Raw genomic sequence first — 23,848 nt, 5'->3', positions numbered from 1 at the left:
CAATATAAGTCAGCGCAGTACACGCTCAATCTGTACGCCCCCGCCAATACCACCGGCTCAACGAGGAACGCCATCATGACTTTCTATCGGACCACGCGGCTGATGCTGTGCAGTGCCGCCATCCTGTCTTTCGCCAGCTCCGCCTTTGCGCTCGACGGCAATGATCTGCTGAAGAAGATCAACGACGTCTATGGCCAGCAGGGCGGTTCGATTGCTGCCACAGGCATCGATGTCGACGGAAGCACGGTGACGCTGAAGGGCACAAGCTTCAAGCCCGCCGGCATGGAAGACAGCATTCCGCTCGGCGACATCACCCTCGATGGCGTCGAGGAAAACAATGGCGGCTACACGATCGAGGAAATCGATTTTGCGGATGTTGATTTCAACAAGGACGGCGCCTCCGTTTCCGCCACCGACCTCAAGCTGACCGGCGTCGAGATTCCGGCCGACTCGAGCAAGGGCGACCTGAGCTCGCTGCTCTATTACAAGAGCGCCCATGCCGGCGCCGTATCCGTGACCAAGGACGATACCGAAGTGTTCTCGATCGAGGGCGCCGACGCCAACATGAAGAAGCGCGACGACAAGTCGGGCCTCGACTTCGACGCCAAGATCAATGGCATCAAGGCCGATCTCAGCAAGGTCGACGATGCGAAGACCAAGGAAGCGATCGACGCGCTGAAGCTGCAGCAGATCGACGGCACTGTTTCCATGAAGGGCAGCTGGGACATGGGGCCTGGCACCATCAACATCAGCGAATATTCCTTCGACTTCAGGGATATCGGCAAGCTGAATCTCGCCTTCAGCATTTCCGGCTACACGCCTGCCTTCGCCAAGTCGCTGCAGGATGCGCTGAAGACGGTTCGCTCCAATCCGAACCAGCAGGAAGCACAGCAGTCCGCCGGCCTCGCCATGCTCGGCCTGCTGCAGCAGCTCACCTTCAACAGCGCCCAGATCCGCTTCGACGACGCATCGATCACGGCACGTGCGCTCGATTTTGCCGGCAAGCAGCAGGGCGTCACGGGCAAGCAGCTTGCCGACACACTGAAGGCAATGACGCCGATCATGATGGCGCAGCTCAACATTCCGGAGCTGCAGAATGCCGTCTCCGCGGCGGTCAGCACTTATCTCGACAACCCGAAGAGCCTGACCGTCACCGCCGCCCCGGGCAAGCCGGTGCCGGTGCCGATGATCATCGGCGCCGCCATGGGCGCACCGACGACGATCCCGCAGGTTATCGGCCTCAAGGTTTCCTCGAACGACTGAGCGGCCGCTCGTCGAACCATTCAAAACCCGGCGATCTCGGTCGCCGGGTTTTTCTTTGCCTCAAAGCCCGGAGGCTTTTGGAAGCTGATACGTCCTGAGCTCGTTAAGCGCATGGGACATCAGGGCAAGCAGCTCCTCCGTCGTCGCCCCATCGCGCGCCTGAACGGACATGCCCTGCACGATCGCACCGAGAAAACGCGCCAGCGAGCGAGGGTCGGCGTCAGGCCGGATGTCTCCCTCCTCGATACCGCGCGCGATCCGGGCGGTGAAGATATCCAGCGTCTGCAGGCGCATCGATGCGACATGATGGGCGATCGGCTCGTTCTCCTCCGCACAATTCAGTACCGCCGTCGATATCATGCAGCCCTTTGGATGCTCCGGAGCCGTGAAGATCCTGGCGGAGTTCGTCAGAAAGCGCTCGAAGGCAGTCACGGTATCCAGCTTGTCCTGAAAGGGATTGCCGGGTTCCGGACGAGGCATGCGCCGATATTGATCAAGCGTCTCGCGATAGAGGTCGGCCTTCGAACCGAAGGCCGCATAGAGGCTTTGCGGCGTGATGCCCATCGCCGCCGTCAGATCGGCGATGGAGGAACCGTCATAGCCGTGCTTCCAGAAGGTGTCCCGGGCGGCAGCGAGAACCGTCTCGCGATCGAAGGCCGGTGGGCGTCCGCGCTTGCGCGGTGAAGAATTGTTCTTCTCTTCAATATTTTTCACAATGGTCACTCTGGAATTATTTCCCGACTTGGTTTATTCAGGAATGGTCATTGTGATTATATAAGGTTTTGCCCCATGAGTCTTCCCCTGGAAAATTCCGCACGCATCAGCGACGGCAGCCTTGCTGAAGGCGTCGATGCTGCAATCGATTCCGCCCTAGCCGAAAAGAGGCTGGTCGGGAGCGTCGTTCTGATCGCTCAGGATGGAGAATTGGTCTACGCCCGCGCCGCCGGTCTGGCGGATCGGGAAAACAGGGTGGCTATGCGGGAAGATGCCATCTTCCGCCTTGCCTCTGTCACCAAGCCGATCGTCACCATTGCCGCCATGCGGCTCGTCGAACAGGGCCGTATCGGGCTCGACGATCCGATCACCAAGTGGCTGCCGGATTTCCGGCCGCGTCTGCCGGATGGTGGTGAAGCCGTTATCCGCATCCGGCATCTTCTCACCCACACCTCCGGGCTGGGCTACACATTCGCCGAGGCGCAAGACGGCCCCTATCACAAGGCTGGCGTATCCGACGGGCTGGACACTCCAGGCCGATCATTGGCTGACAACCTCCCGCGCCTCGCCAGCGCGCCCCTTCTCTTCGCGCCCGGCGAAAACTGGCAGTATTCCCTGGCGATGGATGTCCTTGGCGGCATCATCGAGAAGGAAACCGGCGGCCCGCTCGGCGATGCGGTTGCCGATCTTGTCACGAAGCCGCTCGGCCTTTCCGACACGGGCTTCTACGTGCGCGACCGCAGCCGCCTGGCAGCTGCCTATGTGAATGGTACTCCAGAGCCGCAGCGAATGGGCGACGAGGCGCTCGTTCCAATCTTCGACGGCGTGATCCGCTTTGCCCCCGACAGGATATTCGATCCCGCATCCTATCACTCCGGCGGCGCCGGCATGGCCGGAACGGCAAGCGACATCCTTGCCATTCTGGACACGATCAGGAAGGGCGGTGCACCGCTGCTATCGGCCGATACAGTGAAAACCATGATGGCCGATCAGGCGGGCGGGCATATGCAGGCGCAGCAGGCCGGTTTCGGGTTCGGCTACGGCTGGTCCGTTGTCCTCGATCCCCTGGTCGCGCAGGTTCCCTTCTCGGCTGGCACGATCAAATGGGGAGGCGTCTATGGGCACAGCTGGTTCGTCGACGCCGAAAAGGGCCTGACGGTGGTCGCCCTGACCAATACGACCCTTGAGGGTATGTGGGGTCAGTTCACCACGGATCTGGCGAAGGCGATCTACGCTGCGATCTGACTGACATCGGCCTATTAAGCAAAAAAAACCGGCGATTTCGGTCGCCGGGTTTTTGCATTTTGGTAAGCCCTGAAGGACTTAGTCCTTCTTTACCGGCGGTACCGGGCGGATCGCCAGTTCGCGCAGTTGCGTCGGCGTTGCGGCCGAGGGAGCACCCATCAGGAGATCCTGCGCCTGCTGGTTCATCGGGAACAGCGAGATCTCGCGCAGGTTCTTGGCGCCGACCAAAAGCATGACGATACGGTCGATACCGAAGGCAGCGCCGCCGTGCGGAGGCGCACCATACTGGAAGGCACGGTAAAGGCCGCCGAAGCGTTCTTCGACGTCTGCCTGGCTGAGGCCCACCTTTTCGAAGGCGGCGACCATGGTTTCCGGCGACTGGTTACGGATCGAGCCCGAAGCGATTTCGAAGCCGTTGCAGACGGCGTCGTACTGGAACGCCTTGATCGTGAGGGGATCCTGGTTCTGCAGCGCCTCGAGGCCACCCTGCGGCATCGAGAACGGGTTGTGGGCGAAATCGACCTTCTTTTCTTCCTCGCTCCATTCGAAGAACGGGAAGTCGACGATCCAGCACAGCTCGAAGCGGTCGCGGTCGACCAGGTTCAGCTCTTCGCCGGCCCGGGTGCGAGCCTCGCCGGCAAACTTGTAGAACTTGGCGGGATCGCCGGCGACGAAGAAGCAGGCGTCGCCATCATCCAGTCCGAGCTGGGTGCGGATCGCATCGGTGCGCTCTTCGCCGATGTTCTTGGCAAGCGGACCTGCGCCTTCGAGCTTCTCGCCTTCCTTGCGCCAGAAGATGTAGCCGAGGCCCGGCTGGCCCTGGCTCTGCGCCCAGGCGTTCATGCGGTCGCAGAATGCGCGCGAACCGCCGGTCTTGGCCGGGATGGCCCAGACTTCGACCTTCGGGTTGGAGGCGATCATGTTGGCGAAGACCTTGAAGCCCGAGCCGGCAAAATGCTCGGTGACGGCTTCCATGACGATCGGGTTGCGCAGGTCCGGCTTGTCGGAGCCGTATTTGCGGATGGCAACATCGTAAGGGATGCGCGGCCACTCTTTGGTGACCGGCTTGCCTTCGGCAAACTCCTCGAACACCTGGGTCATCAGCGGCCCCATCGTGTTCCAGACATCTTCCTGGGTGACGAAGCTCATCTCGAGGTCGAGCTGGTAGAATTCGCCCGGCAGACGATCGGCGCGCGGATCTTCATCGCGGAAGCACGGCGCGATCTGGAAATAGCGGTCGAAGCCGGCGACCATCAGCAGCTGCTTGTACTGCTGCGGCGCCTGCGGCAGCGCGTAGAAGGTGCCGGGGTGGATACGGCTCGGCACGAGGAAGTCGCGCGCGCCTTCCGGCGACGATGCCGTCAGGATCGGGGTCGTGTATTCGGTGAAACCGACTTCGCCCATGTGGCGGCGCATCGAGGAAATGACCTGCGTACGCTTGACGATGTTCTTGTGCAGCGTTTCGCGGCGAAGATCGAGGAAGCGATACTTCAGGCGAACGTCTTCCGGATAGTCCGGTTCGCCGAAAACAGGAAGCGGCAGCTCCTTGGCAGCGGAGAGCACTTCGATCTCCTGCGCGTAAAGCTCGATCTCGCCGGTCGGCATGTTCTTGTTGACGGTGTCTTCCGTACGGGCCTTCACGAGGCCGTCGATGCGGATCACCCACTCGCCGCGAACGGTTTCGGCGAGCTTGAAGGCCGGAGAATCAGGGTCGGCAACGACCTGGGTGATGCCGTAGTGATCGCGCAGGTCGATGAACAGCACGCCGCCATGATCTCGGACGCGATGAACCCAGCCGGAGATGCGGACGGTCGAACCGACGTCGGACTTGCGCAGGGCGGCGCATGTGTGGCTGCGATAGCGATGCATAGTATATAATCCTGGACTTGGCGGGCCGCGGCGAAAGGACATGCAAGCCCCTCGCCTGCCGACGAGAAAATCGGGCGGAAAAGCGCATGGCACGCCCGATTTGTCAAGGCTCGAACACCGGAAGTCAGCTTAAAGCTGTTTTCAGTCGCTATCCAACACAGCATCCGCAAGTAGCCGCTGCGGCGGTTTGGCTACCTCGGCGCTATTGCTGAACACTTCAGTCAACTTTAAACAGGCATCCATATATCTTCGCCCCGGAGCATAACATGCCGATCCTTACCCGCCGCAATCTGCTCAAAGCTTCAGCCATTGCCGGCGCCTATGGCGTCGGCCTCGGAATCGCGGGGAAGTTTGCGGGCAAGGCAGCGGCAGCCGAGCCACTCACGCTGAAGACGGCCAAGATCGAGGCCAATCTCACCGACGGCGGCACGACCAGGAGCGTGCTCACCTATGGCAACGCCGGCATGCCGCCGGTGGTGCGCATGAAGAAGGGCGAGCTCTTCGCCGCGCGACTGATCAACGGCATAGACGATCCGACGACCGTTCATTGGCACGGCATTCGTCTGCCCAACAATATGGACGGTGTACCGTTCCTCACGCAGCCCTATGTCTATACTGGCGATCATTTCGATTACGCTTTCACGCCGCCGGACGCCGGCACCTTCTGGTATCATCCGCATTGCAACACCCTGGAACAGATGGGCCACGGCATGACCGGCGTCATCGTCGTCGAAAATCCCAAGGATCCCGCCTTCGATTCGGAAGTCGTGCTCAATCTGCGCGACTGGCGGCTTGGCAGCGACGGCCAGTTCATCGCGCAATTCAAGCCGCGCGATGCAGCCAAGTCCGGCACCTATGGCACGGTGCGGACTGCTAACTGGCAGCAGGAGCCGCAATATGATGCGCCCTCCGGCGGTCTGGTGCGGTTGCGCATTGCCATTACCGACGTCACGCGCATCTATTCCTTCCGCATGGATGGCGCCGAGGCGACCGTGATCGCGATCGACGGCAATCCCGTACCGCAGCGTTTTCCGCTTGATCTCCTGCAGCTCGGACCGGGACAGCGGCTGGAGCTTGCCGTGCGCATACCCGACAGCGAAGGCGCGATCGTCAAGCTCGAGGACATCAAGGGCACCAATCCGAAGGTACTGGCGACGCTGCGCGCCGTGGGCGCATCATTGAAGCGCGACGTGCGCGATCTGGCGCCGCTCGAAAGCAATCCCGTGCAGAAGGCTGATCTCGGCTCTGCCACCCATATTCCACTGATCTTGAGCTCGACGGCAGAAAACACCGCCGACAACAGCATTTGCGGTTCGCTCGGCTACAGCTTCTGGGCGATCAACAAGGTGCCGTGGCCGGGCGATACGCCCGATCCGACCGCGCCGCTTGCCGAACTCAAGCTCGGCAAGAGCTATGTCATCGACATGGAAAACGTGACGCCGCATAGCCATCCCATCCACCTGCACGGAATGAGCTTTACCGTCATCTCCTCTTCGACGCGGCAGGTGCAACCCTTCGTCTCCGATACCTATCTGATCCAGCCGGATGAGAAAGTGCAGCTTGCCTTCGTCGCCGACAATCCCGGCGATTGGCTGCTGCATTGCCATATCATCGAACACCAGAAGACGGGCATGACAAGTTACGTACGGGTGGCCTAGCCAGTCGCGAGCCGCTTCGATTTCTGGTTGCCTTGGTCGAAGCCGTCCCTGTTTCCGGCAATTTCAGTGAAAAGCGAAATGCGACAAAGGCTTTGTCCGCGAAAGTATTGACATATCGGGCTGAAAGGAGAAGGAAGTTAAGGAAGTATTTTACCATTGAATGTGTTGATATGATCGAAACTACCGCCCAATTGGAGGCGGCCTGCCAAGAGCTGGCCAAGTCGGAATTCATTACCATCGATACGGAATTCCTGCGAGAAACGACCTTCTGGCCGGAGCTGTGTTTGATACAGATGGCAAGCCCCACCACCGAAGTGCTGGTGGACCCGCTGGCCAAGGGGCTGGATCTGGCACCCTTCTTCGAACTGATGGCGAACCCATCGGTGCTGAAGGTGTTTCATGCTGCGCGCCAGGACATCGAAATCATCTTCCATCGCGGCAATCTCATTCCGCATCCGATCTTCGATACGCAAGTTGCGGCGATGGTCTGCGGCTTCGGCGATTCGGTCTCCTACGATCAGCTCGTCAGCCGCATCAAGAACGTCCATATCGACAAATCCTCGCGCTTTACCGACTGGAGCCGCCGGCCGCTCTCGGAAAAGCAACTCGACTATGCACTCGCCGACGTGACGCATCTGCGCGACGTTTATCTCTCGCTCAAGGAGCAATTGCAGCGTGAAGGGCGCGCCTCCTGGCTGCAGGAGGAGATGGCGATCCTGGAGGCGCGCGAGACCTACGACCTGCACCCCGACGATGCCTGGCAGCGGCTGAAGATGCGGCTGCGCAAACCGCAAGAGCTGGCGGTGTTGAAATACGTTGCAGCCTGGCGCGAGCGCGAGGCACGTGCCCGCAACGTCCCACGCGCCCGCGTACTGAAGGATGACGCGATCTACGAAATCGCCCAGCAGCAACCGAAGGACACCGAGGCGCTTGCGCGGCTGCGCACCATCCCCAAGGGCTGGGAGCGCTCGGCCGCCGGTACGGCGGTGCTTGAGGCGATCAACGCGGCGCTGGCTCTGCCGAAGGCAGAAATGCCGCATCCGCCGCGCCATCAGCAGGCTCCCGAGGGCACGGCAGCGGCTTCCGAACTGTTGAAGGTCCTTTTGAAGCTTATTGCGGAAAAACATGGCGTTGCTCCGAAGGTGATCGCCAACAGCGACGATCTCGACAAGATCGCCGCGGAAGGAGAGAAGGCCGATGTGGCGGCCTTGACCGGCTGGCGGCGCGATCTCTTCGGCGAGACGGCCCTGCAGCTGATCCAGGGCCAGGTGGCCCTGCGCTTCGTCGGCAAGCGGATCGAGACCGTCGCTCTCTAGCCGCGACATTCTCCTTCCCGGATCCCTTGTAATTGCGTATGATTCGCCGAGCGATATCGCGGCTGCAATCACGATTGCGCCGCAAATCTCGTGGAATGAACGTCTGATGTAATCGTTCTATTCGATGACGTTCCAGTTTGCCGGCGCAATCCCGCGTCGATGACAGACGTCGCTTCTCGGCGGAAAAGTGAATGGGCATTTTCCATTCGATACGCAACTGGATCCTGATATCGCTGTTCGTCGCTTCGACGGGCGTCATTTACGGCAAACTATTCTTTCCGGAATCTCCGATATATATCGGCGGAATCTTCGCCCTGTTCTGCGGCATGCCGCTGCTTGCCTTCGAGCGCCGCATGATCCTGCCGCGGCTGAGTGACTGGATGCATAGGCTGCCAACGCCGGCCTTCATCCTTTCGGCTCTCGTCGTCGATTTCCTGCTGATGAGCGTCGGCTATGCCACCGCAGGCAGCTCCATGAAATTGCTAGGCCTCGTGAAAGCATCATGGGAAGACCTGACGGTGCTGAAGATAGACGTCTATATCTATGCCGTGGTGGTGACTGCCATCGTCATTTTCATCGGGCGCGTGCGGGAATTGCTCGGCCGCGACGTCTTCTCCAGCCTGTTGACCGGCCGTTACCGCAATCCGGTGCAGGAGGAGCGCGTCTTTCTTTTCGTCGATCTCGTCGGCTCCACTGCCTTTGCCGAGGAATATGGTGACTTGAAAACGCAAGAATTCCTCGGTGCGGTGTTCGGCGCCATGGCCGAGCCGGTGCGGCGGCACAAGGGCGCGATCGACGACTATATCGGCGATGCCGCCATCATCACCTGGCCGCTCCAGCGGGGCGTCAAGAATGCCAATTGCGTGCGCTGCGTCTTCAATATCCTCGACGATATCGAAAAGAACGCCGAGACCTGGCTGAAATCCTACGGCAGGGTGCCGCGTCTTAGAGCCGCTCTGCATGGCGGCAATGTCGTGACGGCCGAAATCGGCGTCGACCACCACAAGATCGCCTATTTCGGCGACACGGTGAATACGACCGCAAGGCTGGAGTCACTCTGCAAAACGCTGGAGCGACAGGTGCTGATTTCCAGCGACCTTGCCAGACGGGTGGAGCTACCCGACGGGATCATCAAGGAAGAGCTTGGCGAACATGCCGTTCGCGGACGCGATCAGCACCTTGGCGTCATCGCCCTTCACACGCAGGACCGGCAAGCGTTGAAGAGCGTTCGCGGCAGATCGTAAACAATACGCATTTTGGGCTGCATTTCGATATTGATGCACGCCTGGACTTCACAGCCTATGGGTTGTCCACAGTCACCAAATCTTCACCTAAGCGTTAATTCGCAGACATGGGTCGCCTGTTAAGCGGAGTTGTTTTTACCACTCTCCACCACAAGGTGACATGATGACCCGAATCCTTTCCGCCTCGACGGCACTCTTCATTCTGCTTGCCGCATCGGCGCAAGCAGACGAGCAGCAATTCAAGGCAAAGCTCGTCGGCCAGGCGATCCTGCCGGCCAACACCATCACTGCCGCCCCCGCCGATGCGCCCGACTTCCTGAAAACGTCAGGCAAGTTCACCACGCCGGATCGCGAGCGCACCGACGCACTCGGCACCGTGCCGGGCAAAGACGGCGCCCGCGTCACCGACCTGAAGCTGCCCTTCGCCGGCCAGCCGATCCAGGGCTTTTCCGGCATCAAGACCATGCCCGATGGCACCTTCTGGACGCTCTCCGACAACGGCTTCGGCTCCAAACAGAACTCCTCCGACGCGATGCTTTTCCTGCATCAGCTGAAATTCGACTGGGACAATGGCAAGGTCGAGGTCGTCAAGAACCTGTTCCTGTCCGACCCGAACAAGAAAGCCCCCTTCCCGATCGTCATGGAAGGCGCCGACAAGCGTTACCTGACGGGCGCCGATTTCGACATCGAATCGATCCAGCCTGTTGCCGATGGCTTCTGGATCGGCGACGAGTTCGGTCCTTACCTGCTGAAATTCGACACGAACGGCCAACTGACCGACGTCTTCGCAACGACGCTCGAGGGCAAGCCGGTCCTGTCGCCCGACAACCCGCTGATCCAGCTGCCCGGCAACCCCACACAGAAGATGCCCGTCTTCAACCTGAAGCGCTCCGGCGGCTTCGAAGGCCTCGCCATGTCGAAGGACGGCTCGAAGCTCTACGGCCTGCTGGAAGGCCCGATCTACAAGGATGACGGCCAGATGGAGAGCGTCGACGGCAAGACGGCCATCCGGGTCATCGAATTCGACATCGCCTCGAAGAGCTGGACCGGCCGCAGCTGGCTCTATCCCTTCGCCGACAAGGGCGTCTCGATCGGCGATTTCAACATGCTCGACGCAACCACGGCCCTGGTCATCGAACGCGACAACGGCGCCGGCACGAAGGACAAGGCTTGCGCCGATCCCAAGCAGCCGAAGCCGGATTGCTTCGAGGCTCCGGCCGAGCTGAAGCGCGTCTACAAGATCGAGTTGAGCGACGCCAATGTCGGCAAGGCCGTCCGCAAGATCGGCTATATCGACCTGCTGCGCATCGAAGATCCGGACCACAAGCGTCGCCAGGGCGGCGGCGAAGGCTTCTACGACATGCCCTTCGTCACCATCGAGAATGTCGACCGCGTCGATGCCACACACATCATCATCGGCAACGACAACAACCTGCCCTTCTCGGCAGGCCGCGCCGTCGAGAAGGCTGACGACAACGAATTCAGCCTGCTCGAAGTCGGCGATTTCCTGAACGCGAAGTAAGAAAATTCCCTTCCCCCCTCGGGGAGAAGGTGCCCAAAGGGCGGATGAAGGGGAATGGCTTTCTCATAGGAGCCGAAACAAGTCCTATCGCGAGCGCCCCCTCAACCCGCGCTGCGCGCGACCTTCTCCCCGCTGGGGAGAAGGTTGTTCTTCATTCGAAGCAGAAAGCCAGCCGGCGGTTGGTGAGCTTGCCGAGTTGCTGCAGGCGTCCGTCCAGCCGCTCGCCGGCAAAATCGTGATATTCGGCCGGGACGACGAATTCGAGGTCCAAATCCGGGTTTGTCGAGCGGCGGAACGACAGATTGCGCACGATACCGGGCATCGAGGCCGAAAACAGGTAGACGACGCGCAACAGGCCGCCGAGCAGCTTGGCGCGTTCGATGTAGAGCGGCGTTGCGATCGTCGCCAGCGGCTCGGTCGCTCCGTCGTCGTTCAAGCCCTCGAAACGATAGTAATTGGCAAGCGCGATGAAGGCGCGGCCGGCATGAGTGATACCGACGAAGGACGTGTGGGCGATGATGTTCAGCGCCTGCAGGCCGCGATAATCCGGATGGGCACGCCAGCTGATATCGGCAAGAAGGCAGGCTGCCTGGCGATAGCGGCTTTCCTCGTCGGTCTCAGTGATGCCGAAAAACGGCAACATCCGCCCCGTCCACTCCGCCAGCTCGCGGGCATGTTCCGGCGAACGCGCGCGCAGGATGGCAAGCTCACCGGCGGCGGTGAGCAGCGGATCGCTGTTGCGCTCCGCCTCGGTCAACAGGGAATAGAGATAACCTTCACGCACGCCCTGGGCGGAGAAGGAGATCACAGAGGGCTTCATCGCGGTCAGCACTTCGCGCATCGCGACCGCGCCGAAGGGCAGCAGCGAACGACGATGCTTGGAAACCGCCTGCAGCGCCGGGTCCTTCGAATCCTTCGATTCGACGATCTGATCCAGAAAGCGGATCATTTCGTCGAGCGGTACTTCATAGCCCTGCATCATGTGCAGCGGATATTTGCGGATTTCCATGTGCAGCTTGGCCACGCTTCGCCATGTGCCGCCGACCGCATAGAAGGTGCGGCCCTCGCCCTTGCTCAATAGCTTGGCCGTCTTGACGTGCTTGCGCGCGAAGCTGCGCGCCTTCTCGATCGAGCCGCCGGCATATTCCGACAGGCGCAGGCCGCCGAGCGGCAGCGTTATGCCTTTGCCGATCTCCCGATCCTTGATGTCGATCAGCTCCAGCGAACCGCCGCCAAGATCTCCGGCGATGCCATCGGGGTGGAAAAAACCGCTGATAATGCCGAGCGCGGAAAAGCGCGCCTCTTCTTCGCCTGAAAGTACCCGCACCTTGCGCTGGAGGATGGCTTCTGCCTGATGGATGAACTGCGGACCGTTGCTGGCTTCACGCGCCGCGGCCGTTGCCAAAACGTAGATGGTGGCGGCACGCGCCTGATCGGAGAGTGCCTTGAAGCGATGCAGCGCGGCAAGCGCCCGCGCCACGCTTTCCTCGTCCATCTTTCCCGTCAGTGCTATGCCCTTGCCCAGGCCGCATAGCACTTTTTCGTTGAAGAGGATGGTCGGCGACCGCGAATGGCCTTCATAGACGACGAGACGGACCGAATTCGACCCGATATCGACAACGGAGACAGGGGCGATGCCCGGAAGACGCCCCTGGGCTTCTGATTCAACCATGCAGGTCCAATTTATTTGTTGCGGCCCGACAGCAGCCCAGCGATGAGTTTCGGTGCGCTGGATTTCAAGGCTTCACCACGGCCGGACAGGCTGGGATTGGTCATGAAATACTGCTGTGCATTGAATGGCTCTTTTCCCTGACGCACTTCCATGCGCCGTGAAGTCCCGTCCGGCAATATCTCGTAGCTTTGCTGATTGTCAATGATATTGCCCAGCATGATCTGTGAAAGCACCTGTTCATGCACGGTCTTGTTGGTGAGCGGCACGAGCGTTTCGACGCGGCGATCGAGATTGCGCGGCATCATATCGGCAGAGCCGATATAGACCAGCGCCTTGTCCGACGGCAGGCCGTGACCGTCGCCGAAGCAGAAAATGCGGCTGTGCTCGAGGAAGCGACCGACGATGGACTTGACGCGGATCCTTTCCGAAAGCCCGGGGATCTGGGGACGCAGGCAGCAAATGCCGCGCACGACAAGCTCGATATCGACGCCGGCATTGCTGGCACGATACAGCGCGTCGATGATATCGGGATCGACGAGCGAATTCATCTTCATCCAGATCGCGCCCGGACGGCCGTTCTTGGCATGTTCGATCTCGCCTTCGATATGCTGAAGGATGCGAGGACGCAGCGTATAGGGCGAAACCGCGATCTTCATGCCCTGTTCCGGCTCACCGTAACCGGTAATGAAGTTAAAGATGTTCGCCATGTCATGGGCGATCGTCGGATCGCAGGTGAAGTAGGAAAGGTCCGTGTAAATCTTGGCGGTGACCGGATGGTAGTTGCCGGTACCGAGATGGCAATAGGTGCGGAGCTTGCCGTCTTCGCGACGCACAACCATGGACATCTTCGAATGGGTCTTGAGCTCGATGAAGCCGAAGACGACCTGCACGCCGGCGCGCTCGAGATCGCGCGCCCAGCGGATGTTGGCTTCCTCGTCGAAGCGCGCCTTCAATTCCACCAGCGCGGTAACCGATTTGCCGAGATCGGCTGCATCGATCAGCGCGCGGACGATGGGGCTATCGTTCGATGTGCGGTAAAGCGTCTGCTTTATCGCCAGAACATCAGGATCCCTAGCAGCCTGGAGAAGAAACTGGACCACCACGTCGAAGGACTCGTAGGGGTGGTGGACGACCATGTCCTTTTCGCGGATCGCGGCGAAGCAATCGCCGGCATGTTCGCGGACGCGCTCAGGAAATCGCGCATTGTAGGGCTCGAAGCGCAAATCGTCGCGCGGCGCCTTGCAGATTTCCGACAGCGTGTTGAGCGCGAGCAGGCCCGGCAGAACCGCGATGCGGTTTCCCGGGACGTTCAGCGACTCCACCACGAACTGGCGAAGCTCCAGCGGCATTTCGGAATCGGTTTCGATGCGGATCACGGACCCGCGGCGGCGACGCTTCAGCGCCGTTTCGAAGAAGCGCACCAGATCTTCGGCCTCTTCCTCGACTTCGATATCGCTGTCGCGAATGATGCGGAAGGTACCAGAGCCCTGCACCTCGTAGCCGGGATAGAGCCGGTGGATGAAGATGTTCACCACATCCTCGAGCGTGATGTAGCGGATGACGTTGCTGGCATCCGGTAGGCGGACGAAACGGTCCAGCGCCGGCGGCAGTCGCAGCAGCGCCGTCATCGGCTCGCGACCGTTCATGCTCTTCAGCTGCAGCGCGATCGAGAAACCGAGGTTCGGAATGAACGGGAACGGATGGGCCGGGTCGATGGAAAGCGGCGTCAGGACCGGGAAGATCGCCTGCTCGAACTCGGTATGAAGCCACTGACGATCGGCATCGGAAAGGGCAGCCGGGCGGACGATCAGAATATCTTCCTTGGCGAGATATTGCTGCAGGACGGCAAGGGAGGCTTGCTGCTCCATCTGCAGATTGTCAATCTCGCGGAGGATATCGTCGAGCTGCTCGGCCGGCGTCTTGCCGTCTGGCGTGCGCACGAGAATCTTCTGGCGGACCTGGCCTTCCAGGCCGGCGACACGCACCATGAAGAACTCATCGAGGTTGGCGGCGGAAATCGAGAGGAAGCGGACGCGTTCCAGCAGCGGATGAGCGGTGTTCAGCGTCTCTTCAAGGACGCGGCGGTTGAACTGCAGCCAGGAGAATTCGCGGTTGATGAAGCGCTCGGGGCTGGTCATCAATTCGCTGACCGGAGGTGCGGCCTCTGGATTTTCCTGGTTGGCGTCCTGATGTTCCGTGAGTGCCGAGTCCATGTTCCACCTACCCTCTTTCCAATCTTGTGCCACCTATATCAGTTTGACGACGGAACTGTGACAGTCGCAGCCAGCTCAATCCGTCTGGCCGGAACCACCCAGCTCGTTCAAGACCTCGGCGGCCAACAGGCGCGTTATCCTTGTTCCTCGAGCCAAAGCCAGCCGGTCCAGCCTGTCGACGATCAGCTGCGCCGCGTTCAGGGAACGCTCCATGCGATTGACGATATAAAGGACGAGTTTGTCATCGATATAAAGCTGGCGGTCGGCGAAGAGCTTGACGATTACCTGCGACAGCAATTCCTCGTCCGGCTCGCCGATTTCGACCACCGTCGCCGCCTTCAGGCGGGAGCGCAGATCGGGCAGCGTCACCGGCCAGGACATCGGCCAGAGCCTGCTCGTCATTAAGAGACTGGTGCCGTTTTCGCGAACGCTGTTGATGACATGAAAGAGTTCGGTATCGTCAAAGCCGAGGCGATCCACGTCTTCGAAGATGACGGGGCCGTTCGCCGCTGCAACTGCGGCATCGGAGCCGGCGACAGGATGAATGTGGACGGCTCCGCACCGCTCGGTCCAGATGCTGGCGAGATGCGATTTGCCCGAACCGACGGGCCCCGCCAGGATGACGACCGGCGACGGCCAATGCGGCCAGGAATCGACGATCCTCACCGCCGCGCTCAAGGGATCGGCGACGAGCAGATCGTCGCGCCCGTTTGCGGGATCATGCGTAAAGGCCAAGGGCAGCTGCTCGGCGGCCTTGCGCCTTAGATCAGCGTTCTTTGCGTCGGTCATGTCTAGCTATTCTCGGTCTTGCTGGCCTTGGCTCTGCGCGCCTTGCCCGCTTCCGAGCGTCCGTAATAGAGATCACTCTGAAGGTAGCGCGAAAGGGCGAAGCGGACAAGAACGCCGCAGGCCGCAGCGGCAGGAACGGCGATCAGCAGCCCGACGAAGCCGAAAAGCGCGCCGAAGGCAAAAAGGGCGAACATCAGCCAGACCGGATGCAGGCCGACGCTTTCGCCGACGAGCTTCGGCTGCAGCACATTGCCTTCCAGGAACTGGCCGGTGAAGAAGACGACGAGCGTCAGGCCGACCCAGAGATAGTCTGGCCAGAACTGAACGAGCGCGACGCCGACGGCCAGAACGAGACCGACCATCGAGCCGACATAGGGAATGAAGCTGATCATGCCGGCGAAAAGGCCGATCAGCAGGCCGAAGTTCAGGCCGACCAGCGAGAGACCGACACCGTAATAGACGCCGAGGATAATGCATAGCGAACCCTGTCCCCGGATAAAGCCGGCGATCGCCTGGTCAATCTCGCGGGCGATCTGGCGAACGGTGGCGACATGATCGCGCGGGATCCAGTCGTCCACCTTGGCGACCATCCGATCCCAGTCGAGCAGCATATAGAAGGCGACGACGGGCGTGACGACCATCAGCGAGAGAATGTTGACCAGCGCCTTGCCGGAGCTCCAGAGCTGCGCGAACAGGCCGCCGACAAAACTCAGACCCTCGGACATGATGCTGGAGAAATTGTCCTTGATCGCGCCGAGCTGATTGCGGATCCAATCCGGCAGCACCATCGTCTGCGCCTTGGCGATCAGCTGCTGAATCTGCTGCACATAGGTCGGAATGTGCTGGATGAAATCGTTGAACTGATTAACGATGATCGGAATGAAGATCGTCAGAGCCAGCGCGAAGACCAGCACGAAGGAGACGAGGATCACCACCGTCGCCATCAGGCGGCTGAGGCCGATCCGCTCCAGCCGGTCGGCGACCGGATCGAGGAAATAGGCCACCGCCATGCCGGCGATGAACGGCAGCAGGATCGTACTGAAGATATAGATAAAGGCGATGAAAGTGACGAGCACGATCACCCAGAAGGTGACTTGACGCTTGAGGCTCGCCCCGCTGACCTTTTGCTCCATCGTCTTCCCCGTTACTTCGCGCTCGCTTGCCGTGTGCTTAGGACATAGGATGATGCCGCAATTATGGTCAAGCCTGAGACCGGAAATCCGTCTCGGGCAATGGGAAGCGGGGAAATCGAAGGGTTTGCGGCGCTTGCGCCTTGCATAAAGGCCCCTATCATGCAATGGCGACCCGATCAAAGCCCTGTCATAATGGATGGGCGGCCATCGGAGGCGGAAGCATGAGCCAGTCTGGAAAAAACGGTCTGACCTATAGCGACGCGGGTGTCGATATCGACGCCGGCAACCTGCTGGTCGAAAAGATCAAGCCTGCCGTCCGTTCGACGCGTCGGCCGGGTGCGGACGGCGAGATCGGCGGCTTCGGCGGCCTGTTCGACCTCAAGGCTGCCGGCTTCACCGATCCGGTGCTGGTTGCCGCCAATGACGGCGTCGGCACCAAGCTCAAGATCGCGATCGACGCCAACTATCATGACACCGTCGGCATCGACCTCGTTGCCATGTGCGTCAACGATCTGGTCGTCCAGGGCGCCGAGCCGCTGTTCTTCCTCGATTACTTCGCCACCGGCAAGCTCGACCCGGACCAGGGAGCCGCGATCGTCGGCGGCATCGCTGCCGGCTGCCGCGATGCAGGCTGCGCGCTGATCGGCGGCGAAACGGCCGAGATGCCGGGCATGTACTCCCACGGCGATTACGATCTGGCGGGCTTTGCCGTCGGTGCCGCCGAACGCGGCCAACTGCTTCCTTCGGGCGATATTGCCGAAGGCGACATCATTCTCGGCCTCGCCTCGTCAGGCGTTCATTCCAACGGCTTCTCGCTGGTGCGCAAGATCGTCGAGCTTTCCGGGCTTGGCTGGGATGCGCCTGCTCCCTTCGCCGAAGGCAAGGCGCTCGGCGAAGCACTGCTGACGCCGACGCGCATCTATGTGAAGCCGCTGCTGAAAGCCATCCGCGAAACCCATGCCCTTAAGGCCCTCGCCCACATCACCGGCGGCGGCTTTCCGGAGAATATTCCGCGCGTACTGCCGAAGCATTTCGCCGCCGAAATCGATCTGGCCGCCGTCAAGGTGCCGCCGGTCTTCTCGTGGCTTGCCAAGACAGGCGGCGTCGAGGCCAAGGAAATGCTGCGCACCTTCAACTGCGGCATCGGCATGATCGTCGTCGTTGCTCAAGAGAATGTCGAAGCCGTGAAAGCCGTGCTTGAGGCTGAAGGCGAAGCAGTCGTTACGCTCGGCCGCATGGTCGCTCGCGAAGAAGGCGCTCCCGGCACTGTCTATAAGGGCACGCTCGCTCTATGACCACGCCGCGCAAACGCGTCGTCGTCTTCATCTCGGGCGGCGGCTCCAACATGCTGGCCCTTCTGAAAGCCACCAAGGCAACGGACTACCCTGCCGAGATCGTCGGCGTCATCTCCGACAAGGCTGATGCGGGTGGCCTCGCAAAGGCTGCGGCGGAAGGCATTGCGACCTTCGCTTTCGTGCGCAAGGAATTTGCCAGCAAGGAAGCCCATGAAGAGGCGATCCTTTCACAGCTGGAAGCCCTCTCCCCCGACATCATCTCCCTTGCCGGCTATATGCGGCTGCTTTCTGGCCGCTTCATCCAGGCTTACGAGGGCCGGATCATCAACATTCATCCCTCGCTGCTGCCGCTTTTCCCCGGCCTGCACACGCATCAGCGCGCGATCGACGCCGGCATGCGCATTGCCGGTTGCACCGTGCATTTCGTCACGGAAGGCATGGATGAAGGCCCGGTCGTCGGCCAGGCTGCCGTGCCTGTCTTGACCGACGATACCGCCGACAGCCTTGCCGCCCGCGTGCTTACGGTCGAACATCAGATTTATCCGCAATCGCTGCGGCTGGTGGCGGAAGGCAAGGTCAGGATGGAAGGCGGCAAGGCCGTGAGCCTCGGTAAAACACCCGCTGTCGATGGACGGCAGATTTTGTCACTGCTTGGGGATGCAGGTTAAATAAGGAATTCTGTGGCTAAACGCCCCCTCATCCGCCCTTCGGGCACCTTCTCCCCAAGGGGAGAGGGAGAAGCGCTTCAGGTGCTCCCCTTTCAGCAAAGCCATCGCGTTTGGGGTTATGCAACTTCCTTTGAAGCGGAAGTCTAGTCTTCCCGGCAAAGTGCTTTTTGCCGGGATCGGCGTTTATAGCGACCCTCCTTCTCCCCTCGGGGAGAAGGTGCCCGAAGGGCGGATGAGGGGGAGCCAGTGTCTCACCCTCACAATCTTTCTCAAGCCGCAATCGCCATCAGCGGGTGCAGCGTGCCGTCGCTATAGACGATGCGGCCGCCGCGGAAGGTTGCGCGGATGCGGTGAACCGAACCGGGCTCGACAGCCACCAGATCGGCAAGCTGGCCGACAGCAATCTCACCCCGATCCATGAGACCGGCCGAACGGGCAGCGTTGGCGGTTGCCGTCGCAACAGCCACCGGCAGACCGCCGGCAACAACATCCGCAATCTTGAAGATGGCCGGCACGAAGGCTGCGGGGTGATAATCGGCGGCGATGATGCCAAGCAGACCGGACCGAGCTGCATCCAGGGCGCTGAGATTGCCGGACATGGACTGGCCGCGCAGCGCGTTCGGCGCACCCATCAAGGTCCAGAGACCGCGGCGGCAGGCTTCTTCGGCTGCTGGTCCTGTCACCGGAAATTCGCTGATCGTCACGCCGAGATTGTGCATCGCGACGACTTTTTCGGCACTGTCGTCGTCATGCGAGGCGAGCGACAGCCTGTGCTTCAACGCAAGTTCAACCACGTCATGCAGCTTGCGCTCGATCTCAGGGTCCTGGCGCTGCGCGATGCGCTGTGCGACGACTTCCTCGGCAGCTTCCCGCGACACGGACCGGCGCTCCGACATGCTGCGGATATAGCTTTCGATGTCGTTATACTGCCCCTGCCCCGGTGTATGGTCGGTGAGCGAAACCATGTCGACGGAGCCCTCCTCCAACAGCCGCTCCAGGGTCGGAGCCGCGCCGAGATTGGTGATTTCGTAGCGTGCATGGACACGGTGGTCGATCAGGAGCTCGTCGCGCAGGCTGCCGATGCCGCGAATGACAGCCGAGGTGGTTTCGAGCGAGCGGACGTGGCCGTAGACGCTTTCGGTCGCAAAGGAAAGCGCGGCGAAGGCGGTGGTGACGCCGGCCGCCGCCAGCTTCTTGTCTAGCTCGTGAATGCCGAAATCGATCGGCATCATCGCATTCGGACGCGGCGCGATCTCGCGCTCCACCATGTCACAGTGCAGATCGACGAATCCCGGCATCAGCAAACGGCCGCCGCCATCGAAAGTCGGCTGCTCCACCGGCTCCGAGCGTATTTCGGCAATCACGCCGTCCTTGATGCGAACCGCGCCCTTTTCGACGACTTCATTGGGAAGAACGAGCGTGAAATTGCTGAGCCACATCGGCTTTCTCCTGAAACAGCGTCCATGATCGAAGGAGGCTCGGAAACATTCGAATGTTTCCGGCCAGCACGCCCCGGTAAGCTCGATTCGTGACATTGTGATGAATGGCGAGCAGAGTTTTCACAAAGCTCCCGCTCACCCGGTGGTCTATCTCAAGCTGGCGACATTCAAAGCTGCCCATTGCAGCAGCATGATCGTCTTGGCATCGTAGATGTCGCCCTTCTCGATCATGACAATCGCATCGGACAGGCGAACTTCCAGCACCTCGATATCCTCATGCTCCTCCGCAAGGCCGCCGCCATCGGTGACACGGTCGGAGGTATCGATCACGGCGGCGAAGAAATGGATGACCTCGGTCGAGGAACCGGGCGACGTCATCGACTTGAAGAGGAAACGGACGTCGCGTACGCGAAAACCGGTCTCTTCCATGGCTTCGCGGCGGATCGCCGCTTCCGGATCATCGCCGTCGAGCAGGCCGGCGGGCACCTCGATCATTCTCTCCGGCAGGCCGACAAGCTGCGACGGCAGACGGTGTTGCCGAACAAGCACCACCGTTTCATGGCTGGGATCATAAAGCAGGATGCAGGCGGCCGGCGTGCGATGATAGACCTCGCGCTTCAGGCGATGCTTTTCACCCCGCGAATCCGTGTAGTCGACCTCGAATGTGCTCAGCCGAGTCCATTGATCCGCCAGCGTCTTTTCGCTGACGATTTCGGCTTTCGCGTTTTCGAATTTACTCATGCCACGTCCTTGCGAAGCCATACCTTGTTATCGTGGACAGCCGCGCCTCCATAGGGTGCGACCGGATCAGCGCCGGTGAGCACATTGATGCCCTCACCATCGACGTGAGCCTTGTTCGGCCACAGTCCCTCGGCGATCAGCACGCCCGGCTTCACCTCCGTCGTTACGCGCGCGTGGAGGCGGATATCACCGCGTGTATTGCCGATGCGAACGAGTTCGCCATGAGCAATATCAAGCCGCTCGGCATCGGCCGGATTGATCATCACCTCGGGGCGCCCTTCCTTCTGCCGCGATGTCTTCGTTTCCGCGAAACTCGAATTCAGGAAGTTGCGCGATGGCGAAGTAGCGAGCCGGAACGGATGCTCGGGGTCGGCCACCTCGATAACATCGACCTGATCCGGAAACTCCGGGAGCTCGATATGAGGGCCGAGCAGACCGACGGATGCTGGCGGGCGGTTCGGCGCCGGCTGGTTCGTCCAATCGGGACGGAACCGGAACTTACCGTCGGGATGAGCGAAGCCTTTGATGAAATGGGCCTCCTCGAAATCCGGCTGACGGTCGAACCATTTGTGCTCGACGAAATAATCGTAGTCCGGCAGGCCGCTCCTCGACAGAACCCGGTCGATCATCTCCCGAGCGGAGAAGCCAAAACCGGGGCGATCCGCAACGCCGAGGCGCTTGGCAAGCTCCTCGATCACGAAGAGATTGCTGCGTACCGTCGGCGGCGGCTCCACGAGCTTCGGGCCGAGAAGAATGTGGTTCTGGCCGCCGGCGCGATAGATGTCGTCATGCTCGACGAACATGGTGGCCGGGATGACGATATCGGCCATGTCGGCCGTATCGGTCATGAACTGCTCGTGCACGGCGACGAAGAGATCGGAGCGGGCAAAGCCGCGCTTCACCAGCCGCTGTTCCGGCGCGATGTTCAGCGGATTGGTGTTCTGGATCAGCATGGCCGTGACCGGACCGCCGTGGCGAAGCGCCACGGCATCGCCGGTCAGGGCACGGCCGATCTGCGACTGGTCGATCATGCGGATATCCTGATCCTTCATGGCGCGGCCAGTGAGCTCGCTCGCATCCATGCGGAAAATATCGCTGTTCGAATGAAAGGCACCGCCGCCCTCATATTGCCAGGAACCAAGAACGGTGGCGATCGACGCCGCAGCATGCATGGCGATCGCGCCGTTGCGCTGGCGGGTAAAGCCGTAGCCGAGACGGAAATAGGTCTTCTTCGTCGTTCCCACGAGCTTTGCGAAGGCTTCGATCTCGTCTACCGAAAGGCCGGTGATGGCGGCCGCCCATGCCGGGGTCTTCGATTTCAGGTGCTCTTCGAGGCCGGCGGGATCGTCGGCATATTTGGCCATGTAGTCGCGGTCGGCATAGCCGTCGCGGAAGGCGATGTGCATGACGGCGCAGGCAAGCGCCGCATCCGTGCCCGGCTTGACGATCAAGGCCATGTCGGCCTGCTTCATGGTCGGATTGTCGTAGATATCGACGACAACGATCTTGGCGCCGCGCTCCTTGCGGGATTTCACCGCATGGGTCATGACGTTGACTTGGGTCGCCACGGCATTGGTGCCCCAGATGATGACGCAGTCGGTGCGGCCCATCTCGCGCGGATCGGGGCCGCGCAGCACGCCGGTCGCCATGGTGAAACCGGTCCAGGCCGGGTTGGTGCAGATCGACGAGAAGAAGCCGGAATAGCGCTTGGCATGGCGAAGCCGCTCGATGGAATCGCGCTGCACCCAGCCCATGGTGCCGGCATAGAAATAGGGCCAGATCGCCTCGCTGCCGTCCTTAGCTTCGGCCTTGACGAAGGCTTCGGCGATCTCATCCAGCGCCGCGTCCCAGGAAAGCTCCTGCCAGCGCCCCTCGCCCTTGGCGCCGGCGCGGCGCAGCGGCTTCATCAGGCGATCGGGATGGTAAAGCCTTTCGGCATAGCGGGCGACCTTGGCGCAGATGACGCCTGACGTGTAGGAATGGTCGTTGGCACCGCGAACCCGGCCGATCTTGCCGTCCTCAGTCAGATCGACCTCCAGCGCGCAGGTGGAGGGACAGTCATGCGGACAGGCCGTGTGGCCGATGCGCGATTTGGCTTGGATAGGGGTCGCAATGTTCATGATGTTTGTATATTTCAAGCGATGTCCGGCCACTAGAGACAATCCGGCCCATCTCAACAATTCATGCGGACTTCAACGACGATGAACTATCGGCACATCTACCACGCGGGCAATTTCGCCGATGTCTTGAAACACGCAATCCTCACGCGCCTCGTCCGCTACATGCAGAACAAGGACAAGGCGTTCCGTGTCCTCGACACCCATGCCGGCATCGGACTCTACGATCTTTCCTCCGAGGAAGCGCAGAAGACCGGCGAGTGGCGTGACGGTATCGGCAGGGTGCTGGAGGCGGAACTCGTGCCGCAGGTCGCCGACCTGCTAGAGCCCTATCTTGCCGCCATCCGGGAATTGAACCCCGAAGGCGGCCTCAGGCTCTATCCCGGCTCGCCGAAGCTCGCCCGCATGCTGTTTCGCCCGCAGGACCGGCTTTCTGCGATGGAGCTGCATCCGGACGATTTTCAGCGGCTGCACCGGCTCTTCGAGGGCGATCATCATGCCCGTGTTACCGAGCTGGACGGCTGGCTGGCGCTCGGTGCGCATCTGCCGCCGAAGGAGAAGCGCGGCATCGTGCTTGTCGACCCGCCTTTCGAAGAGGAAGGGGAATATGAGCGGCTGATCGACGGCCTCGCAAAGGCCTGGCGCCGCTTTCCTGGCGGCACCTATTGCCTCTGGTATCCGATCAAGAAGGATGCGCCTATCAAGCCTTTCCACGAGGCGCTACAGGCGCTGGAAATTCCAAAAATGCTCTGCGCCGAGCTGAGCGTCAAAAGCGATCGCGGCTTCACCGGGCTTACCGGCTCCGGCCTCATTATCGTCAATCCTCCCTTCACGCTGAAGGACGAGTTGCATGCGCTGCTGCCGGTCTTGAAGGATATCCTGGCGCAGGACCGCTTCGCCTCGCAGCGCGCCTTCTGGCTGCGTGGCGAGCATTGAACTTTCCCACATAC

General features: G+C 60.9%; 18 protein-coding genes. 9 read left to right on the top strand and 9 right to left on the bottom strand.

The features are described from left to right. The first annotated feature begins 75 nt into the window (after positions 1–75). Positions 76–1,263: a YdgA family protein gene (locus AC13RM_RS06665; RefSeq protein ID WP_113229592.1), complete on the top strand. Its 1,188-nt coding sequence runs from the start codon at positions 76–78 to the stop codon at positions 1,261–1,263. A gap of 60 nt (positions 1,264–1,323) precedes the next feature. On the opposite strand, the gene AC13RM_RS06660 is transcribed toward AC13RM_RS06665, so the two are convergent. Next, positions 1,324–1,986, bottom strand: coding sequence for a TetR/AcrR family transcriptional regulator (locus AC13RM_RS06660; RefSeq protein WP_285173397.1), 663 nt, complete (start codon positions 1,984–1,986; stop codon positions 1,324–1,326). Positions 1,987–2,052: 66 nt separating this feature from the next. Here AC13RM_RS06660 and AC13RM_RS06655 point away from each other — a divergent pair, with 66 nt between their 5' ends. After that, positions 2,053–3,222: a serine hydrolase domain-containing protein gene (locus tag AC13RM_RS06655; protein ID WP_488554715.1), complete on the top strand. Its 1,170-nt coding sequence runs from the start codon at positions 2,053–2,055 to the stop codon at positions 3,220–3,222. A 78-nt stretch (positions 3,223–3,300) separates the two neighbouring features. Here the strand turns inward: AC13RM_RS06655 and aspS are convergent, their stop codons facing one another. Continuing rightward, a complete protein-coding gene (aspS, locus tag AC13RM_RS06650; protein WP_488554714.1) occupies positions 3,301–5,091 on the bottom strand; it encodes an aspartate--tRNA ligase in 1,791 nt (596 codons plus the stop codon). 266 nt (positions 5,092–5,357) lie between these two features. Between aspS and AC13RM_RS06645 the strand changes: the two genes are divergently transcribed. The 4 genes from AC13RM_RS06645 to AC13RM_RS06630 all read left to right on the top strand — a co-directional run bounded on the left by AC13RM_RS06645 (position 5,358) and on the right by AC13RM_RS06630 (position 10,831). Continuing rightward, the gene (locus AC13RM_RS06645) at positions 5,358–6,749 is read left to right on the top strand and encodes a multicopper oxidase family protein (protein WP_488554713.1); all 1,392 of its coding nucleotides are present in this window, start codon (positions 5,358–5,360) and stop codon (positions 6,747–6,749) included. A 170-nt stretch (positions 6,750–6,919) separates the two neighbouring features. Beyond that, positions 6,920–8,065 (top strand): ribonuclease D, encoded by a 1,146-nt coding sequence (rnd, locus tag AC13RM_RS06640; protein WP_285173405.1) that lies wholly within the window; start codon positions 6,920–6,922, stop codon positions 8,063–8,065. A gap of 191 nt (positions 8,066–8,256) precedes the next feature. Then, positions 8,257–9,309 (top strand): adenylate/guanylate cyclase domain-containing protein, encoded by a 1,053-nt coding sequence (locus AC13RM_RS06635; protein WP_374816205.1) that lies wholly within the window; start codon positions 8,257–8,259, stop codon positions 9,307–9,309. A 163-nt stretch (positions 9,310–9,472) separates the two neighbouring features. Next, complete coding sequence (locus AC13RM_RS06630; protein ID WP_374816261.1) at positions 9,473–10,831, top strand: esterase-like activity of phytase family protein; 1,359 nt, start codon at positions 9,473–9,475, stop codon at positions 10,829–10,831. A gap of 151 nt (positions 10,832–10,982) precedes the next feature. On the opposite strand, the gene ppx is transcribed toward AC13RM_RS06630, so the two are convergent. The 4 genes from ppx to AC13RM_RS06610 form a co-directional block, all read right to left on the bottom strand. Further along, a complete protein-coding gene (ppx, locus tag AC13RM_RS06625) occupies positions 10,983–12,503 on the bottom strand; it encodes an exopolyphosphatase (RefSeq protein WP_113229586.1) in 1,521 nt (506 codons plus the stop codon). Positions 12,504–12,514: 11 nt separating this feature from the next. Next, on the bottom strand, positions 12,515–14,716 hold the full coding sequence (locus tag AC13RM_RS06620; RefSeq protein ID WP_113229585.1) for an RNA degradosome polyphosphate kinase: 2,202 nt from the start codon (positions 14,714–14,716) through the stop codon (positions 12,515–12,517). 75 nt (positions 14,717–14,791) lie between these two features. Continuing rightward, positions 14,792–15,505 (bottom strand): DnaA regulatory inactivator HdaA, encoded by a 714-nt coding sequence (gene hdaA / locus AC13RM_RS06615; protein ID WP_440479469.1) that lies wholly within the window; start codon positions 15,503–15,505, stop codon positions 14,792–14,794. A 2-nt stretch (positions 15,506–15,507) separates the two neighbouring features. Further along, the gene (locus tag AC13RM_RS06610; protein ID WP_440479470.1) at positions 15,508–16,638 is read right to left on the bottom strand and encodes an AI-2E family transporter; all 1,131 of its coding nucleotides are present in this window, start codon (positions 16,636–16,638) and stop codon (positions 15,508–15,510) included. Positions 16,639–16,859: 221 nt separating this feature from the next. Here AC13RM_RS06610 and purM point away from each other — a divergent pair, with 221 nt between their 5' ends. Both purM and purN read left to right on the top strand, forming a co-directional pair. Further along, positions 16,860–17,933 carry a phosphoribosylformylglycinamidine cyclo-ligase gene (purM, locus tag AC13RM_RS06605; protein ID WP_285173411.1) on the top strand — a complete coding sequence of 358 codons (1,074 nt, stop codon included), beginning with the start codon at positions 16,860–16,862 and terminating at the stop codon, positions 17,931–17,933. After that, a complete protein-coding gene (purN, locus tag AC13RM_RS06600) occupies positions 17,930–18,601 on the top strand; it encodes a phosphoribosylglycinamide formyltransferase (RefSeq protein ID WP_440479471.1) in 672 nt (223 codons plus the stop codon). Before purM ends, purN begins: the two co-directional genes overlap by 4 nt. Positions 18,602–18,870: 269 nt before the next feature. On the opposite strand, the gene AC13RM_RS06595 is transcribed toward purN, so the two are convergent. From AC13RM_RS06595 to AC13RM_RS06585, 3 genes are all read right to left on the bottom strand, one after another. Continuing rightward, a complete protein-coding gene (locus tag AC13RM_RS06595) occupies positions 18,871–20,040 on the bottom strand; it encodes an alpha-D-ribose 1-methylphosphonate 5-triphosphate diphosphatase (protein ID WP_440479472.1) in 1,170 nt (389 codons plus the stop codon). Between the two features lie 147 nt (positions 20,041–20,187). After that, entirely contained in the window at positions 20,188–20,781 is a 594-nt protein-coding gene (locus tag AC13RM_RS06590; protein ID WP_113229677.1) for an NUDIX domain-containing protein, read from the bottom strand. After that, entirely contained in the window at positions 20,778–22,901 is a 2,124-nt protein-coding gene (locus AC13RM_RS06585; protein WP_440479473.1) for a molybdopterin-containing oxidoreductase family protein, read from the bottom strand. The genes AC13RM_RS06590 and AC13RM_RS06585 overlap by 4 nt, the downstream gene beginning before the upstream one ends. 81 nt (positions 22,902–22,982) lie before the next feature. On the opposite strand from AC13RM_RS06585, the gene AC13RM_RS06580 reads away from it, so the two are divergent. Then, entirely contained in the window at positions 22,983–23,834 is an 852-nt protein-coding gene (locus AC13RM_RS06580; protein WP_440479474.1) for a 23S rRNA (adenine(2030)-N(6))-methyltransferase RlmJ, read from the top strand. The last annotated feature ends 14 nt before the right edge of the window (positions 23,835–23,848 follow it).

The sequence above is a fragment of the Martinezella sp. CNPSo 3732 genome (assembly GCF_057784515.1).
This window is presented reverse-complemented; position numbering and strand designations above follow the sequence as displayed.